The organism is Pantoea phytobeneficialis (genome assembly GCF_009728735.1).
Classification (GTDB): Bacteria; Pseudomonadota; Gammaproteobacteria; order Enterobacterales; family Enterobacteriaceae; genus Pantoea; species Pantoea phytobeneficialis.
This window is the reverse complement of sequence record NZ_CP024636.1, coordinates 863,573-879,513: the sequence shown is the minus strand read 5'-3', so window position 1 is coordinate 879,513 and position 15,941 is coordinate 863,573. Positions and strand designations below refer to the sequence as shown.

The following is a 15,941-nucleotide window of genomic DNA, read 5'->3' as shown; positions in this document are numbered from 1 at the left end:
CTCAGTGCTTGCACACTGCCAGAAACTTGTTGCGGAAAATTTACTCTGCCCCGCTCGCCTTAATGGAAGCGTGACAGACTTGGATATAATAAAGGGGCCGTGCGGCCCCCTTAACAGATTACATCTGATGTCTAAGGGCTCTGTGAAAGAGCAGACCTTATCAGGCGTTCTCTAAAGACGCGTCTTCAGCTTGCTCAGCCAGATCCTGAGAACGGCCTTCGCGCACGGTAGTGGCAACGGCAGTCAGGTACAGGCTTACAGCACGGATTGCATCGTCGTTACCCGGGATAACGAAATCAACGCCGTCCGGATCAGAGTTGGTATCAACGATAGCAAATACCGGAATACCCAGGTTGTTTGCTTCTTTGATTGCAATGTGCTCGTGGTCAGCATCAACAACGAACAGTGCGTCCGGCAGACCGCCCATATCTTTGATACCGCCCAGGCTGTTTTCCAGCTTGGCCAGTTCACGAGCGCGCATCAGCGCTTCTTTTTTGGTCAGTTTGTCGAAAGTACCGTCCTGAGACTGAGTTTCCAGATCTTTCAGGCGTTTGATGGACTGACGAACGGTTTTCCAGTTGGTCAGCATGCCACCCAACCAGCGGTGGTTTACGAAGAACTGGTCGCAGCTCAGTGCAGACTCTTTTACCGCTTCGGCAGCAGCGCGCTTAGTACCGACGAACAGGATCTTACCTTTACGGGAAGAAATTTTGTTCAGCTCAGCCAGGGCTTCGTTGAACATCGGTACAGTTTTCTCAAGGTTGATGATGTGAACTTTGTTACGCGCACCGAAGATGAACGGCTTCATTTTCGGGTTCCAGTAACGGGTCTGGTGACCGAAGTGAACACCAGCCTTGAGCATGTCGCGCATGGAAACAGTTGCCATGATTACCTCTAAAGTTTGATTGGGGTTGGGCCTCCATGTATCCCATACAACCGACCTCTTACGAGGCACCCCGGCGTACGTGTCGATACATGTGTGTTTTAGTACACATAATGAGATTTATGCGTTTCCTGTTCGCCCAGGGGGGCTGACAGAGAATCGTCGGCGCGCTTTATACCACAATGCGCAGGAATACGCCAATAGTCGTTAACAGAAATTGGCTTGAGACTTCCCGATTTGGCAGCCCAAATGCCTGCTGCTAACATGACTGCACAGAACTCAATTATTGTCGAAATTTTCGACAGCCGCGGATTAATTTAATGGCTATTTCAATAAAAACTCCTGAAGAAATCGAAAAAATGCGTGTTGCCGGTCGCCTGGCAGCTGAAGTGTTGGAAATGATTGCACCGCATGTGGTGCCCGGTATCTCCACCGGCGAACTGGATCGTCTTTGCCACGAACATATCACCAACAAACAGCAGGCAATCTCCGCGTGCCTCGGCTACCACGGATTCCCGAAATCGGTGTGTATCTCCATCAATGAAGTGGTCTGCCACGGTATCCCGAGCGACGATCGTCTGCTGAAAGATGGCGATGTCGTCAACATTGATGTCACGGTGATCAAAGATGACTATCACGGCGACACCTCAAAAATGTTCATCGTCGGCAAGCCGACCATTCAGGGCGAGCGCCTGTGTCGCGTCACCCAGGAAAGCCTGTATCTGGCCCTGCGTCTGGTGAAACCCGGCATCCGCCTGCGTGAACTGGGACGTGCGATTCAGAAGTATGTTGAAGCACAGGATTTCTCTGTGGTGCGCGAATATTGCGGCCACGGCATTGGTAAAGGTTTCCACGAAGAGCCGCAGGTGCTGCATTACGATGCTGATGACGGCGGCGTGGTGCTTCAGGCCGGCATGACCTTTACCGTCGAGCCGATGGTCAACGCCGGTGATTACCGCATCCGCACCATGAAGGATGGCTGGACCGTGAAAACCAAAGATCGCAGCTTGTCCGCGCAGTACGAGCATACTATTGTGGTGACGGAGAACGGCTGTGAGATTCTGACGCTACGTGAAGACGACACCATCCCTGCGGTGCTGGAAAACGTCGCGTAAATCTCTTCCCAACAGTACCAGGCCGACCTTAAGTCGGCTTTTTTATGTCAATGGCGCGAAGAAGAGACGATGTCGATGAGTGGTAGCGTGACCGAAGCAGTACACAAAGGCCTGACCGATTCCCCAGCCGACTGGCCTGATGAAGCCCTAACCCGCGAGAAACTCAAACTCTATCTCGAACAATTTCAGCAGCATATGGGGACGGCGTTTGATGCCGGTACCGATGTCGAATCCCTGATTGATGCGCGTACCCTGTTTATTGATCGGCTGCTGCGCCGCTTATGGCGCTTCTTTGGCTTTGATCAGATGAAAGAGATCGCCCTGCTGGCGGTGGGCGGGTATGGCCGTGGCGAGCTGCATCCGCTGTCGGACATTGATGTGCTGATCCTGAGCCGCCGCCCGCTGGACGAGCATGCCGCACAACGCACCAGTGAGTTGCTCACGCTGATGTGGGATCTCAAGCTCGAAGTCGGCCACAGCGTGCGTACACTCGAGGAGTGTCTGCTGGAGGGGCTGTCGGATTTGACCGTCGCCACCAACCTGATTGAATCGCGCATGCTGACCGGCGACGTCGCATTATTTCTTGAGCTGCAAAAAAACATCTTTAGCGATGGTTTCTGGCCTTCGTCACGCTTCTTCGCCGCCAAAATTGAAGAGCAGCAAGAGCGCCATAAACGCTACCACGGCACCAGCTATAACCTCGAGCCGGATATCAAAAGCAGCCCCGGCGGTCTGCGGGATATTCATACGCTGCAATGGGTGGCACGCCGCCACTTTGGTGCCACCACCCTTGATGAGATGGTTGGCTTCGGCTTTCTCACTGAAGCCGAGCGTAATGAACTTAATGAATGTCAGGAGTTTCTCTGGCGCATCCGCTTCGCGTTGCATCTGACGCTAACGCGTTACGATAACCGCCTGCTGTTTGATCGCCAGCTGAATGTGGCGCAGCGTCTCAACTATCTAGGCGAAGGTAACGAACCGGTTGAGCGCATGATGAAAGATTTTTACCGGGTCACGCGCCGCATTGGCGAGTTAAATCAGATGCTGCTGCAACTGTTTGATGAGGCGATCCTCGGCCTTTCCGCCACCGAAAAGCCGCGTAACATCGATGACGACTTCCAGCTGCGTGGCGAGTTGATCGACCTGCGTGATCCCACGTTATTTGAACGTGAGCCTCAGGCAATTATGCGTATGTTTTACGTGATGGTACGCAACGAAAACATCAAAGGCATTTACTCCACCACCTTACGTCAGTTACGTTTCGCCCGCCGCCATCTCAAACAACCATTGTGCCAGATCGCCGAGGCGCGTCAGACCTTCATGGCGATTCTGCGCCATCCCGGCGCGGTGAGCCGTGCGTTAGTGCCGATGCATCGTCACAGCGTGCTTTGGGCTTATACGCCGCTGTGGGGCAATATCGTCGGTCAGATGCAGTTTGACCTGTTCCATGCCTACACGGTGGATGAACATACCATCCGCGTGTTGCAGAAACTGGAGAGCTTTGCTGACGAAGCGACACGCCCGATGCACCCGCTGTGCGTAGAACTCTGGCCGCGTCTGCCGCAGCCGGAACTGCTGCTGATGGCGGCGCTGTTGCATGACATCGCCAAAGGGCGTGGCGGCGATCACTCGATTTTGGGTGCGCAGGATGCCCTCGATTTCGCTGAATTACATGGCCTGAACTCAAGGGAAACGCAGTTGGTTGCCTGGTTAGTGCGTCATCACCTGCTGATGTCGGTCACCGCCCAGCGCCGCGATATTCAGGATCCTACCGTCATTCAGCAATTCGCTGAAGTGATGCAAAATGAGAACCGCCTGCGCTACCTGGCGTGCTTAACGGTATCAGACATCTGCGCCACCAACGAAAGCTTGTGGAACAGCTGGAAGCAGAGCCTGCTGCGCGAACTGTTCTTCGCCACGGAAAAACAGCTGCGTCGCGGCATGGAAAACAGCCCGGACCTGCGCGAGCGTGTCCGTCATCATCGCTTGCAGGCGCTGGCGCTGCTGCGAATGGAGAACCTCGACGAAGAGCGACTGCAACATATCTGGAGCCGCTGCCGTTCCGACTATTTCCTGCGCCACACCCCCAATCAGCTGGCATGGCATGCGCGACATCTGATCAACCACGATTTGAGCAAACCGCTGGTGCTGGTCAGCCCGCAGGCAACACGCGGCGGGACTGAGATTTTTATCTGGAGTCCCGATCGTCCATATCTGTTTGCTGCTGTGGCGGGTGAACTCGATCGCCGCAATCTCAGCGTGCATGACGCGCAGATCTTTACCAGCCGTGACGGTATGGCAATGGATACCTTTATTGTGCTGGAGCCGGATGGCAGCCCGTTGGCATCCGATCGTCACCCGATGATCATTCAGGCGCTGGAGCAGGCGATCACCCAAACACAATGGGTGCCGCCGCGCGTGCGCCGTCAGTCATCGCGCCTGAAGCACTTCAGCGTGGAAACCGAAGTCAACTTCCTGCCGACGCATACCGATCGCCGCAGCTATCTGGAATTGATCGCCCTCGATCAGCCAGGTCTGCTGGCGCGCGTTGGCGAAGTTTTTGCAGATTTAGGTGTCTCGCTTCATGGCGCACGTATCAGTACAATTGGCGAACGGGTTGAGGATCTTTTCATCCTCGCGAACAGCGAGCGCCGCGCACTTGATGCCGAAATGCGCAATGTATTGCAACAACGGTTGACAGAGGCCCTTAATCCAAACGATAAAGTGTGACCGCAATCGATTTATCATCCTTTTTTTCTGTGCCAGCGTGACGCTGGCACCCGTATGACAGACTCAGGAAATCATCATGCAACAGTTACAGAGCGTTATTGAATCTGCCTTTGAGCGCCGCGCCGATATCACGCCAACCAGCGTGGACAGCGTCACTCGTGAAGCCATCAACCAGGTCATCGGTCTGCTGGACAGCGGTGAACTGCGCGTATCGGAAAAGATCAACGGTGAGTGGGTAACGCATCAGTGGCTGAAGAAAGCAGTTCTGCTGTCGTTCCGCATCAATGACAACCAAGTGATGGAAGGCGCAGAAACCCGTTTCTACGACAAAGTCCCGATGAAATTCGCCAACTGGGACGAAGCGCGCTTCAAGAAAGAAGGTTTCCGCGTTGTTCCTCCGGCAGCGGTGCGTCAGGGCGCATTTATCGCCCGTAATACCGTGCTGATGCCTTCTTACGTGAACATCGGTGCTTACGTTGACGAAGGTTCAATGGTTGATACCTGGGCAACCGTAGGTTCCTGCGCGCAGATCGGTAAAAACGTTCACCTGTCTGGCGGCGTCGGCATCGGCGGTGTTCTGGAGCCGCTCCAGGCTAACCCGACCATCATCGAAGACAACTGCTTTATCGGTGCGCGTTCAGAAATCGTTGAAGGCGTAATCGTGGAAGAAGGTTCCGTGATTTCAATGGGCGTCTACATCGGCCAGAGCACCAAAATCTATGACCGCGAAACTGGCGAAGTGCATTACGGTCGCGTTCCGGCTGGCTCAGTGGTGGTTTCAGGCAACTTGCCTTCTAAAGATGGCAGCTACAGCCTGTACTGCGCGGTCATCGTGAAGAAAGTTGATGCGAAAACCCGTGGCAAAGTCGGTATCAATGAACTGCTGCGCACCATCGACTAAGGCGAATTTGCCTTAAATTAACTAATCCGACGGGTCTGTAATCAGGCCCGTAATTTTTTCTTTACACTGCCTGGCAAACAACCTGTTTCTCACCGCGAATTAACAAGTGCGTTTATTTTTCAAACAGGTCATAATCCGCGCCAGTTAACTCAGGCCGCGCGATATTCATCCCGATTTTTGTCTACAGTTGATTAAGCTGGTTGCTGCGTTTTAGCCGCATCCCGAATGATGATAGTCCTGCGCGCTCTCCCCCACTTTTGATGGAATATAAAGCTATGTACGACAACCTGAAAAGCTTAGGTATCAGCACCCCTGAAGACATTGACCGTTACAGCCTGCGTCAGGAAGCCAATAACGACATCCTGAAAATCTATTTCCGCAAAGATAAAGGCGAGTTCTTCGCGAAAAGCGTGAAGTTCAAATACCCACGTCAGCGCAAAACCGTAGTGGCTGACCACAGCAGCCAAGGTTACAAAGAAGTTCAGGAAATCAGCCCTAACCTGCGTTATGTGATTGATGAGCTGGATCAGATTTGCCAGCGTGATCAGGTTGAAGTCGATCTGAAACGCAAAATCCTGGCCGATCTGCGTCATCTGGAAAACGTGGTGTCTAATAAGATCGCTGAGATTGAATCCGACCTCGATAAACTGACTCGCAACGGTCGTTAATTTCGCCTCGCGCTTTTCTCAGGCCAGCTATTGCTGGCCTTTTTTCTGCCCATAAGGCAACGAAATCAACCAGGTATCACGCTGCGCCTGCTCCACAGCCCCGCGCGCTGAACCGCTAAAGGCGGTCCAGTCAGTGCGGGCGATGGCGGATTCCCAGCGCGTTTGGTGCAGACTGTTATCCGCCAACGACAACAAAGGAATGATCCTCTGGCTGACACGATCACGGTTTTTCCACGGCCAGGGTTTAACCGGATCGCTATAAGGGGCAAGCGCCGCCAACGCGGCGAGTAACGATCCGCCCTGTGCGTTCTGATAATGCCAGAGATCACCGTTGCCACTTTTTTGTGCCAGCTGCGCGAGGGCGGTCAGCGCCTGCAAATTAAAATAGCTATAATGAAAAGATCGGGTGCGCGCCAGTTCATAGGGTTGGCTGCCATCGGCCCGGATCTGTTGATCAATTTTACCACGCGCCAGAGTCACCATCGCCCGCACCGCAGCATCATCCCCAAGATACCAGGCGATGCCCGCCAGCTGGGTACAGTACCAGCTACCGTGATTATTGGGCGCTGCCGCTTCCTGTTGTGCGAGCGGGCTATGCTGTAACCAATGCAGATAGTCGCGAAACCAGCGTTCTACCCCCTGCTGATCGGCCGCTTGCCAACCTGGAGAGGTTCTCAGTAACTGCAAGGCATCCACTACTCGGGTCGCAAAATAGCGCCCGTCGAGCACCCCGGTATGACGTCCATCCGCTATCCCAGGGACACCCTGCGCAAAGTTAAGGTTGGGATTCATTCGACTGGCAGGATCGATAAACCAGTGGCGCACCAGCGACTGTGCTTTATCGGCATAACGCTGCTCACCGGAGAAATACCAGGCAAGCGTCAGTGCCTGCACATCAGCGCTAAAGCGTGCCAACCGGACACCATCGCTCTGATCATTTTTGCTGGCTGGATTCACCACACCGTCGCGTCGCAGCCACGGCAGGCCAGCGGGTTGCGACGCGTCTGGCCACCAATAGGCGCTCAGACTGAGATAGTCATGCTTCGAACCACCTGGCGGTAACAGCCCTTTATCGATGACGCTGGGATCAGGATGCTTCAACGCCTGTTGCGCTTCCCGCTGTAATTGTTGCCACGCCGCCAGCGTTGGCGACGCAGCCCGGTGCTGCGCCAGTTGTTGCTTAACCTGCTGTAAATCACTCAGCGAGAGAAAAGCCAGCTCAGTCGCCTGGCTAAAACCGCTACATACCCATAGCGCGAACGCCAGTATCCCAGCCCGTTTCATCCGCCCTGCTCATCAAGTTGCAATGCCACGTACAATAACAGGCGATCGTCAAAGTTGCCGAGATTCAACCCGGTGAGTTCCGAGATACGATTCAGACGATATTCCAGCGTATTACGATGGATAAACAGCGCACGCGCCGTAGCGCTGGGTTGTACGTTATGGCTGAACCAGGCGATTAAGGTACGCCGCAGCAAACCATTGCTATCCATATTTTTCAGTTTCGCCAGCGGTCGGGCCAGCTCATTGGCCTGCCAGCCACCGCGTAAGCTATCGAGCAGTACCGGCAACACCAAATCCTGATAGAAATAGCTGCGTTGTTCCGGCATACGCTGTTTGCCGACCATCATGGTGGTACGGGCGGTACGATAGGAACGTGCGATGCTGCCGGGACCGGTAAAATAGTTCCCCAGCGCAATACGCATGCGCAGATGCCCGCTCTCTTTCATACGTTGTAATAACTGCTCAACCCGACGCCGATGATCGTCCTGATCATAGCGACCGTGCGCATTCAGTGCCGGTTTCAATACCACCATTTCGGTGAGCGAGACAATGGCAATCAGGTTATCGCGCTCGGGCGTGGTCAGCAGCGTTTGCAGTTGCTGCAATTCCGACATGGCGCTATCGACACCAAGTTGCCCGCTGTCCACCTCGACCACCGCAACCACACGCGGTTGATTAAGATCGATACCCAGCCGTTGCGCCCATTCGCTCAACGCCGGTGACAGGGTTTCGCTGCGTACCAGGTTGAGAACCAACTCCTCGCGCAGGCGGCTATCCTGGGCCAGCATATGCAGCAGCCGTGCCTGTTCCAGCATCATCTCTGCCGTCATGCAAACCAGTTCACCGTAATGCCGTAACGCTACGGGTTGCCCGGTCAGACCGATCACACCTACGATTTCACCATCAATACGCAGCGGCAAGTTAATCCCCGGGCGTACACCATGCAGATGCTTAGCCACCGCTTCATCGATGTCTACAACCCTACCCTGCGACAGTACCAGCAGCGCACCTTCGTGCAATTCGCCAATACGCTCGCGGTCGCCACTGCCAATGATGCGGCCACGGGCATCCATCACGTTGACATTGCTGTCAATAATTTTCATGGTGCGGGCAACAATGTCCTGAGCCAGTCGCGCATCAAGATGATAGGTGGCCATTAATCACTCCAGATAAAAGGAACTGCCGACAGAATACGCGCCCGCTTAACGGCTGGCATTGTGCAACTGCACATAGCCGGATAGAGATTGCGGGAATTGCGGGGGAGGTCACATCTGTGATACTTGTGGCGGCACGATTTATCGTGCGAATTTTGGCACCAGGTGCAAAACCGCGCGTTAAATCGCGTCGTTACGTTTTCTGCATAAAAAAGGCGGACCGAAGTCCGCCTTTGCTTAGCTACAAGAGATTACTGCATCAGCAGGTACAGGCTGTTGTCGCCGCGCTGGACATTCAACGCCAGTACCGAAGGTTTGGTGTCGAGGATCTTGCGCAGTTCGCCCAGATTCGCCACCGACTGCTGGTTCACACCGAGAATCACATCGCCTTTTTTCAGGCCGATGCGCGCCGCGGCACTGCCCGGTTTCACGCTATCAACTCGCACGCCTTTCTGGCCGTTGCTGTCGACATTACTCAGATCTGCACCTTCAATGCCGGTATAGATCGTAGCGGACTGTACTTTATCCTGAGTGCTCTGCTGCAACTCCACAGTGACGCTTACTGGTTTGCCGTCACGCAGCAGACCGAGTTGCAGCTTGGTGCCAACCGGCAGTGAACCGACTTCAGCACGCAGTGCTGAGAAGCTGGTCAGCGGTTTGCCATTCATCGACACCACCACATCACCAGCTTTAATGCCCGCTTTCGCGGCAGCGGAATTCGGCAGAACCTGGCTTACAAAGGCACCACGCTGCGCATCGACTTTCATCGCTTTCGCCAGCTCGGAGTTCAGCTCGGTACCCATGATCCCCAGCTCACCGCGTTTCACCTGGCCATACTCGACCATCTGCGCACTGAGGTTTTTCACCATATTACTCGGGATGGCAAAACCAATACCGATGTTACCGCCGTCCGGAGCCAGGATCGCGGTGTTGATACCAATCAGTTCACCGTTAAGGTTCACCAACGCACCACCCGAGTTACCACGGTTGATCGCAGCATCGGTCTGGATAAAGTTTTCATAGTTCTCAACGTTCAGGCCGCTGCGACCCAGTGCTGAAACGATACCCGAAGTAACGGTTTCGCCCAGACCATAGGGGTTACCGATCGCTACGGTGTAATCGCCCACGCGCAGGTTATCTGAATCGGCAATCTTAATCGCCGTCAGGTTTTTCGCATCTTTCAGCTGGATCAGCGCAATATCCGACTGCGGATCTTTACCAATGACTTTCGCATCATAACGGCGGCCATCACTCAACTGCACCTGGATTTTTGTCGCATTTTCAACCACATGGTTGTTAGTCACCACGTAGCCTTTATCAGCATTGATCACCACGCCTGAACCCAACGCGCGGAATTTCTCCTGCTGAGTGTTATCACCGCCGCCGCTGTTATCTCCGCCTCCCCCCTGGCACATCGGTGAGCTTTGGAACGGTGAACCGTCCTGGCAGAACGGTGAGTTATCACCAAAGAACTGCTGGAATTGCTGTGACATACGTGGGGTCTTCACCGTGGTGCTCCCTTCCACGCTGATACTCACCACGGAAGGCATCACTTTTTCCAGCATCGGTGCCAGGCTGGGCAGCTGTTGGCTGGAGGAAGAAGCTGTCTCCGCCGCGAAAACACTGACAGGGCTTAACGCCATGCCAAGACTAAGTGCCAGTGCACTTAACATTAATGTGCTTTTTTTCATTCATCTGTGTCTCATATAAGATTTACGTCCGGACCATTGCTGTGGTCGTGATGATGAGATTAAATTGTAAGCGCGAAGTTCCTGATAAAGTTTTGGGTAAAAGTAAAAAATTATTCTTCGTCTTTACAAAACTTCTCTTATTCTACCGCCATCAAACGGCGGTACTCATCCCAGGCATAAAGATCCGTCATTCCGCTGATATAGTCCTGAATCAGGCGTGAGCGATAATAGCGTTCCCACAGCAGGCGTTCATATTTATGCGCCACAATTAAGGTTCGCATTTTTTGCTGATAAGCTTTGCGATGTTTCCCGGATAGTTTATGAAACAGACGGGTCTCAATCGGATGTTTGGCTAAGAAATCATCATTCATCAGGGTGGTAAACTGCTCATAATCGAGCAACATTAATGACTGATAAATTTCCAGTAACCCTTTAATGACACGATAGCCTTGCAATTCCAGTTGTTCGACTTCGGGATGATTAAACACCTGCTGGCGCGCAACCGTTTTAAATAACATCAACAGACGCCCTTCCTCACCATCATCCTCCAGCAGAGCATGATTAAAATTCCCTGTAAAAATAGCCGGTAAGTTATCGATAAAGCGCCGTACGGCATGACTGACTAACACGTTTTGCACGTTAACACGTAGCGCCATAAAAAACTGGTCGCCTTTGGTTCGCCATTTCTTCTGGCAGGCTTCTTTCCACGCTTCACCAATGGTGCGGCTGAATGCATCACCAGGTTTTACCGGCCCCCAGGCTTTGAGCAAATAATCGTACAGCGTGTCGACATTAAAGATGTCTTTTTCTACCGCATCATCGAGATCGGCAATGCAATAAGAAATATCGTCAGCGGCTTCCATTATCCAGGTAAGCGGATAGCGATGATGTTCAGGAATATCGGTAGCCGCACGAAGATCGGCGACATATTCTCTTTCGGATAAATAAAAACCCGGCTTTTTCATTAATACGCTGAACTCAGCCGGTTTATCGCCTTGCCACCAGGCGGGGGCGGTATATTTTAAAATACAGGCCACCTGAGCATAACTGAGGTTCAGTTGTAGCAAGGTATGGACCATGCGAATCGCCTGCGCATTGCCTTCGAAGTGGCACAAATCCTGACGAATCATTGCATTTAACCGGTCAAAATCGGCCCGCTGCACCTCGTTTTCTACCCCAGCCACCAGCGGATCCACCAATTCAGCCGGTAAATTATCATCAAACCAGTCATTGATAGCGGCCTCACCAAAGTGACCAAAGGGCGGATTGCCAACATCATGCAGCAGACAGGCCATCTCAATCAGGCTTTCAAAGGCACCCTCCAGCTCATCAAGGCCATATTTCGCCAGCCCACCCCCCTGGGTTTTCAGGGTTTGCAGCACTTCTTTCGCGATATAACGTCCGGTTTGTTGCACTTCGAGAGAATGGGTCAGACGCGAACGCACCGCGGCATTCCGCTCCAGCGGAAAGACCTGGGTTTTTTGTTGCAGACGACGAATCGCGGCCGAATTAATGATACGCCCACGATCGCTTTCAAAATGGCGGGTAATAAAGTATTCCCCTTCGGGATCTTTACGGCTGGTATAGGGGCGGGTGAAGCTGATCTTCTTCCTGAAATTGATCGTCGCCATAATTACCCCTTATTTTTTCGTGAATTCTTCCTCTGACAGCCATGATAGACTATGCCTCACTTTTGCGGTTTACATCCACAACATTAGCGAGACTCTTTTATGAAAGCAGGCATTATTGGCGCGATGGAGCAGGAAGTTACCCTGCTGCGTGACAAAATTGAAAACCGTCAGACGCTGACGCTGGCCGGGTGCGAAATTTACACTGGCACGCTGAATGGCGTTGAGGTTGCCCTGCTGAAATCGGGCATTGGTAAAACCGCAGCAGCACTGGGTACAACGTTACTGCTGGAACTGTGCAAGCCGGATGTCGTCATCAACACCGGTTCTGCTGGCGGTCTGGCACCAACGCTGAAAGTCGGCGATATCGTAGTATCCGACGAAGTGCGTTACCACGATGCAGACGTTACCGCTTTCGGTTACGAACCGGGCCAGATGGCCGGTTGCCCGGCGGTGTTCATTGCCGATGATAAACTGATTGCCGCCGCTGAGCAGGTGATCAAGCAGCTGGATCTCAACGCAGTGCGTGGCCTGGTGGTGAGCGGTGATGCCTTTATTAATGGTGCCGAGCCGCTGGCACGCATTCGCCACACCTTCCCACAGGCGATTGCCGTCGAAATGGAAGCCACTGCGATTGGTCATGTATGCCATCAATTCAAGGTGCCCTTTGTGGTGGTGCGCGCCATCTCTGATGTCGCCGACCAGGAATCGCATCTCAGCTTCGATGAGTTCCTCAGCGTTGCAGCGAAGCAATCCTCTCTGATGGTGGAAAACCTGCTGGCACAACTGGCTCGTGGTTAAATCGACCTGGCTTGTCGGGCTGCTGCTATTTTGCAGCAGCCTGCTTGCCGCAACCCCACGCGTTATCACCTTAGCGCCACACCTGACCGAGCTGGCGTTCGCCGCCGGTATCACGCCAGTGGCGGTCAGCGCCTGGTCAGATTTTCCCGCCAGTGCCGCATCGCTGGAGCAAGTGGCAAACTGGCAAGGCATCAGGATCGAGCGGATTGTCCAGCTTAAACCGGATGTGGTGCTGGCGTGGCGCGGTGGCAATCCTCAGCGCCAGGTCGAACAACTGCAACGGCTGGGCATTAAGGTGGAGTGGATCGATCCGCAGACCCTTGATCAGATGATCGATGCATTGGCGGATCTGCGACGCTGGAGCCCGCATCCACAACAGGCAGAAGATGCGGCTCAGGCGTTACGCGCGCAGGAAATGCAGCTGCGCCAGCAATACCAGCAGCAACAGCCGGTCCGCATTTTTTTGCAGTTTGGACAACAACCGTTGTTTACCGCCTCACGCAATACACTGCAAAATGCAGTGATTGAACTGTGTGGCGGCCGCAATATCTTTGCCGATAGCACGGTGAGCTGGCCGCAGGTCAGCCGCGAACAGGTGCTGGCACGGCACCCACAGGCGATAGTGATCGGCGGCAAAACCGCACAGGCCGCCAGTATCGCGCAGTTCTGGCAACCGCAGTTGGCGGTTCCGGTGATTGCCATTAATGATGACTGGCTGAGTCGACCTGGACCACGCCTGTTGCTGGCAGCTCAGCAGCTCTGTGCGGCGCTTCATCCGGCGAAAAACAGCACCAAAATTGATTAAAGAATCCGCAAAAATTGTCGTTAATCAAGTAACAAGGCACGGCAGCCACGTATGCTCTGTGCCCTTTTTGCGCAAAGCGCAATTTTGACTACACCAGGAATTCAACATGACCAGAGCTTTGCTACTGGCAATAGGGCTTGTGATTGCTGCACCGATTGGTGCGGCCTCCACCACCGGCTCTATTGCCGTTTCGCTGACGATTTTCTCTCGCTGTGATATCTCACGTCCCAATACGCAATCCCTACCCGCGATTGATTGCGGTCGCCAGGTTAGCGCCCAACCACGGGTGATGCACAGCGCATTGGAGCACAACGAAGGGTCACAGTTAGTAACGGTAGAGTGGTAACCGGCCGCCAGAACGGCGGCCAGTGCAATCAGATACTGAAAGAAGAACCACAGCCGCAGGTGGTTTTGGCGTTCGGGTTGGTCACGATGAAACGTGAGCCTTCCAGCCCTTCGGTGTAATCAACCGACCCACCCACCAGATATTGCAGGCTCATCGGATCCACCACCAGCGCCACGCCCTGTTTTTCAATGGTCATGTCGCCGTCGTTCATTTGATCGTCAAAAGTAAAACCGTACTGGAAGCCGCTACAGCCACCACCGGTGATGTAAACACGCAATTTCAGCTCCGGATTTTCTTCATCCGCGATCAGATTCTTCACTTTTTTCGCTGCTGCATCGGTGAATTGCAAAGGCAGTGCTGCTACATCGTCACTCATCTTTTACTCCGGGTAAACGTCCAGGTCAGAAAACGACCTCAATCACGCTATTATCTGCCAGCCGCACAGTGCAATCAAGTGTTGCCCTTCGCACTGCGTGCCGCCTGTTATGCCCTAAAGTATAGCGATGATACGCCTTTAGCGCGCGGCTGCCTTTCACCTCATGCCTATCTTCCCGTAGAATGGCGCGAGTTTTTTTAAGACACAGCAGGAGCCGTAGAATGAGTAAGTCAGAAAACCTGTTTGCCGAAGCGCAACGCCTGATCCCTGGCGGTGTGAACTCCCCGGTACGCGCATTTACCGGTGTAGGCGGTGTGCCGCTGTTCATTGAACACGCTGATGGCGCTTATCTGTACGATGCCGACGGCAAAGCCTATATCGACTATGTCGGATCCTGGGGTCCGATGGTACTCGGCCATAACAACGCCACCATCCGCAACGCGGTGATTGAAGCCGCCTCTCGTGGCCTGAGCTTCGGTGCACCGACCGAGATGGAAGTCAAAATGGCGCAGCTGGTCTGCGAACTGGTGCCGAGCATGGACATGGTGCGCATGGTCAACTCCGGCACTGAAGCCACCATGAGCGCCATTCGTCTGGCGCGTGGTTTTACCCATCGCGACAAAATCATCAAATTTGAAGGCTGCTACCACGGCCACGCTGACTGCCTGCTGGTGAAAGCCGGTTCCGGTGCATTGACCCTCGGTCAGCCGAACTCGCCGGGTGTTCCGGCAGATTTCGCCAAACATACCCTGACCTGTAACTATAACGATCTGGCCTCGGTGCGCAGCGCGTTTGAACAGTATCCGACAGATATCGCCTGCATCATCGTCGAGCCGGTAGCGGGTAATATGAACTGCATCCCACCGCAACCGGACTTCCTGCCGGGCCTGCGCGCATTGTGTGATGAGTTTGGCGCGCTGCTGATTATCGATGAGGTGATGACCGGTTTCCGTGTGGCCCTGGGTGGCGCGCAAGCGTACTACGAGGTGACGCCGGATCTGACCTGCCTGGGTAAAATCATCGGTGGCGGTATGCCAGTGGGCGCATTTGGTGGGCGTCGTGATGTCATGGAAGCGCTGGCACCGACTGGTCCGGTCTACCAGGCAGGAACCTTGTCCGGTAACCCAATTGCGATGGCTGCCGGTTTTGCCTGCCTGACGCAGATTGCCCAGCCCGGCACCCATCAAACCCTGACTGACCTGACCACGCAACTGGCGGAAGGCTTGCTGGCAGCAGCGCAAGCAGAAAACATCCCGCTGGTAATCAACCACGTTGGTGGCATGTTTGGCCTGTTCTTCACCGATGCCGACAGCGTGACCTGCTATCAGGACGTGACCAGGTGCGATGTCGAACGCTTCAAGCGTTTCTTCCATCTGATGTTGCAGGAAGGCGTCTATCTGGCCCCTTCCGCCTTCGAGGCGGGCTTTATGTCACTGGCGCACAGCCAGGAAGATATTCAGCGCACCATCGATGCCGCACGCCGCTGCTTCGCGCAGCTGTAATGCATCAGGGCACCGCAAGGTGCCCTGATTTGCTCTGTCGAAAACCCGCGCGATAAA

General features: G+C 54.0%; 14 protein-coding genes. 8 read left to right on the top strand and 6 right to left on the bottom strand.

What is annotated here, in order from left to right; translation table 11 throughout:
* Window positions 1-160 precede the first annotated feature (160 nt).
* On the bottom strand, window positions 161-886 hold the full coding sequence (rpsB, locus tag CTZ24_RS03870; protein WP_013507942.1) for a 30S ribosomal protein S2: 726 nt from the start codon (window positions 884-886) through the stop codon (window positions 161-163).
* 317 nt (window positions 887-1,203) lie between these two features.
* Here rpsB and map point away from each other — a divergent pair, with 317 nt between their 5' ends.
* The 4 genes from map (at window position 1,204) to CTZ24_RS03850 (ending at window position 6,297) form a co-directional block, all read left to right on the top strand.
* Window positions 1,204-1,998, top strand: coding sequence for a type I methionyl aminopeptidase (map, locus tag CTZ24_RS03865; protein WP_021184669.1), 795 nt, complete (start codon window positions 1,204-1,206; stop codon window positions 1,996-1,998).
* Window positions 1,999-2,073: 75 nt separating this feature from the next.
* Window positions 2,074-4,728: a bifunctional uridylyltransferase/uridylyl-removing protein GlnD gene (gene glnD, locus CTZ24_RS03860; protein WP_036626670.1), complete on the top strand. Its 2,655-nt coding sequence runs from the start codon at window positions 2,074-2,076 to the stop codon at window positions 4,726-4,728.
* A 76-nt stretch (window positions 4,729-4,804) separates the two neighbouring features.
* Window positions 4,805-5,629 carry a 2,3,4,5-tetrahydropyridine-2,6-dicarboxylate N-succinyltransferase gene (gene dapD / locus CTZ24_RS03855; RefSeq protein WP_013507939.1) on the top strand — a complete coding sequence of 275 codons (825 nt, stop codon included), beginning with the start codon at window positions 4,805-4,807 and terminating at the stop codon, window positions 5,627-5,629.
* 275 nt (window positions 5,630-5,904) lie between these two features.
* Window positions 5,905-6,297 (top strand): DUF3461 family protein, encoded by a 393-nt coding sequence (locus CTZ24_RS03850; RefSeq protein WP_021184671.1) that lies wholly within the window; start codon window positions 5,905-5,907, stop codon window positions 6,295-6,297.
* Between the two features lie 27 nt (window positions 6,298-6,324).
* Here CTZ24_RS03850 and CTZ24_RS03845 read toward each other — a convergent pair whose 3' ends face one another.
* The 4 genes from CTZ24_RS03845 to dgt form a co-directional block, all read right to left on the bottom strand.
* Window positions 6,325-7,581, bottom strand: a complete 1,257-nt coding sequence (locus CTZ24_RS03845) for an alginate lyase family protein (protein WP_208724838.1) — start codon at window positions 7,579-7,581, stop codon at window positions 6,325-6,327.
* The gene (locus CTZ24_RS03840; RefSeq protein ID WP_208724836.1) at window positions 7,578-8,738 is read right to left on the bottom strand and encodes a CdaR family transcriptional regulator; all 1,161 of its coding nucleotides are present in this window, start codon (window positions 8,736-8,738) and stop codon (window positions 7,578-7,580) included. Before CTZ24_RS03840 ends, CTZ24_RS03845 begins: the two co-directional genes overlap by 4 nt.
* A gap of 248 nt (window positions 8,739-8,986) precedes the next feature.
* A complete protein-coding gene (degP, locus tag CTZ24_RS03835; protein WP_036626616.1) occupies window positions 8,987-10,426 on the bottom strand; it encodes a serine endoprotease DegP in 1,440 nt (479 codons plus the stop codon).
* 137 nt (window positions 10,427-10,563) lie between these two features.
* Window positions 10,564-12,057: a dGTPase gene (gene dgt / locus CTZ24_RS03830; RefSeq protein ID WP_021184674.1), complete on the bottom strand. Its 1,494-nt coding sequence runs from the start codon at window positions 12,055-12,057 to the stop codon at window positions 10,564-10,566.
* A gap of 99 nt (window positions 12,058-12,156) precedes the next feature.
* On the opposite strand from dgt, the gene mtnN reads away from it, so the two are divergent.
* From mtnN to CTZ24_RS03815, 3 genes are all read left to right on the top strand, one after another.
* Window positions 12,157-12,855: a 5'-methylthioadenosine/S-adenosylhomocysteine nucleosidase gene (mtnN, locus tag CTZ24_RS03825; RefSeq protein ID WP_208724835.1), complete on the top strand. Its 699-nt coding sequence runs from the start codon at window positions 12,157-12,159 to the stop codon at window positions 12,853-12,855.
* Window positions 12,848-13,660 (top strand): vitamin B12 ABC transporter substrate-binding protein BtuF, encoded by an 813-nt coding sequence (gene btuF, locus CTZ24_RS03820; RefSeq protein WP_208724833.1) that lies wholly within the window; start codon window positions 12,848-12,850, stop codon window positions 13,658-13,660. The genes mtnN and btuF overlap by 8 nt, the downstream gene beginning before the upstream one ends.
* Before the next feature lie 106 nt (window positions 13,661-13,766).
* Entirely contained in the window at window positions 13,767-14,006 is a 240-nt protein-coding gene (locus CTZ24_RS03815; protein ID WP_208724832.1) for a hypothetical protein, read from the top strand.
* Window positions 14,007-14,034: 28 nt separating this feature from the next.
* Here CTZ24_RS03815 and erpA read toward each other — a convergent pair whose 3' ends face one another.
* Window positions 14,035-14,382 (bottom strand): iron-sulfur cluster insertion protein ErpA, encoded by a 348-nt coding sequence (erpA, locus tag CTZ24_RS03810; RefSeq protein ID WP_013507930.1) that lies wholly within the window; start codon window positions 14,380-14,382, stop codon window positions 14,035-14,037.
* 221 nt (window positions 14,383-14,603) lie between these two features.
* Between erpA and hemL the strand changes: the two genes are divergently transcribed.
* Window positions 14,604-15,884, top strand: coding sequence for a glutamate-1-semialdehyde 2,1-aminomutase (hemL, locus tag CTZ24_RS03805; RefSeq protein ID WP_021184678.1), 1,281 nt, complete (start codon window positions 14,604-14,606; stop codon window positions 15,882-15,884).
* Window positions 15,885-15,941: the final 57 nt, after the last annotated feature.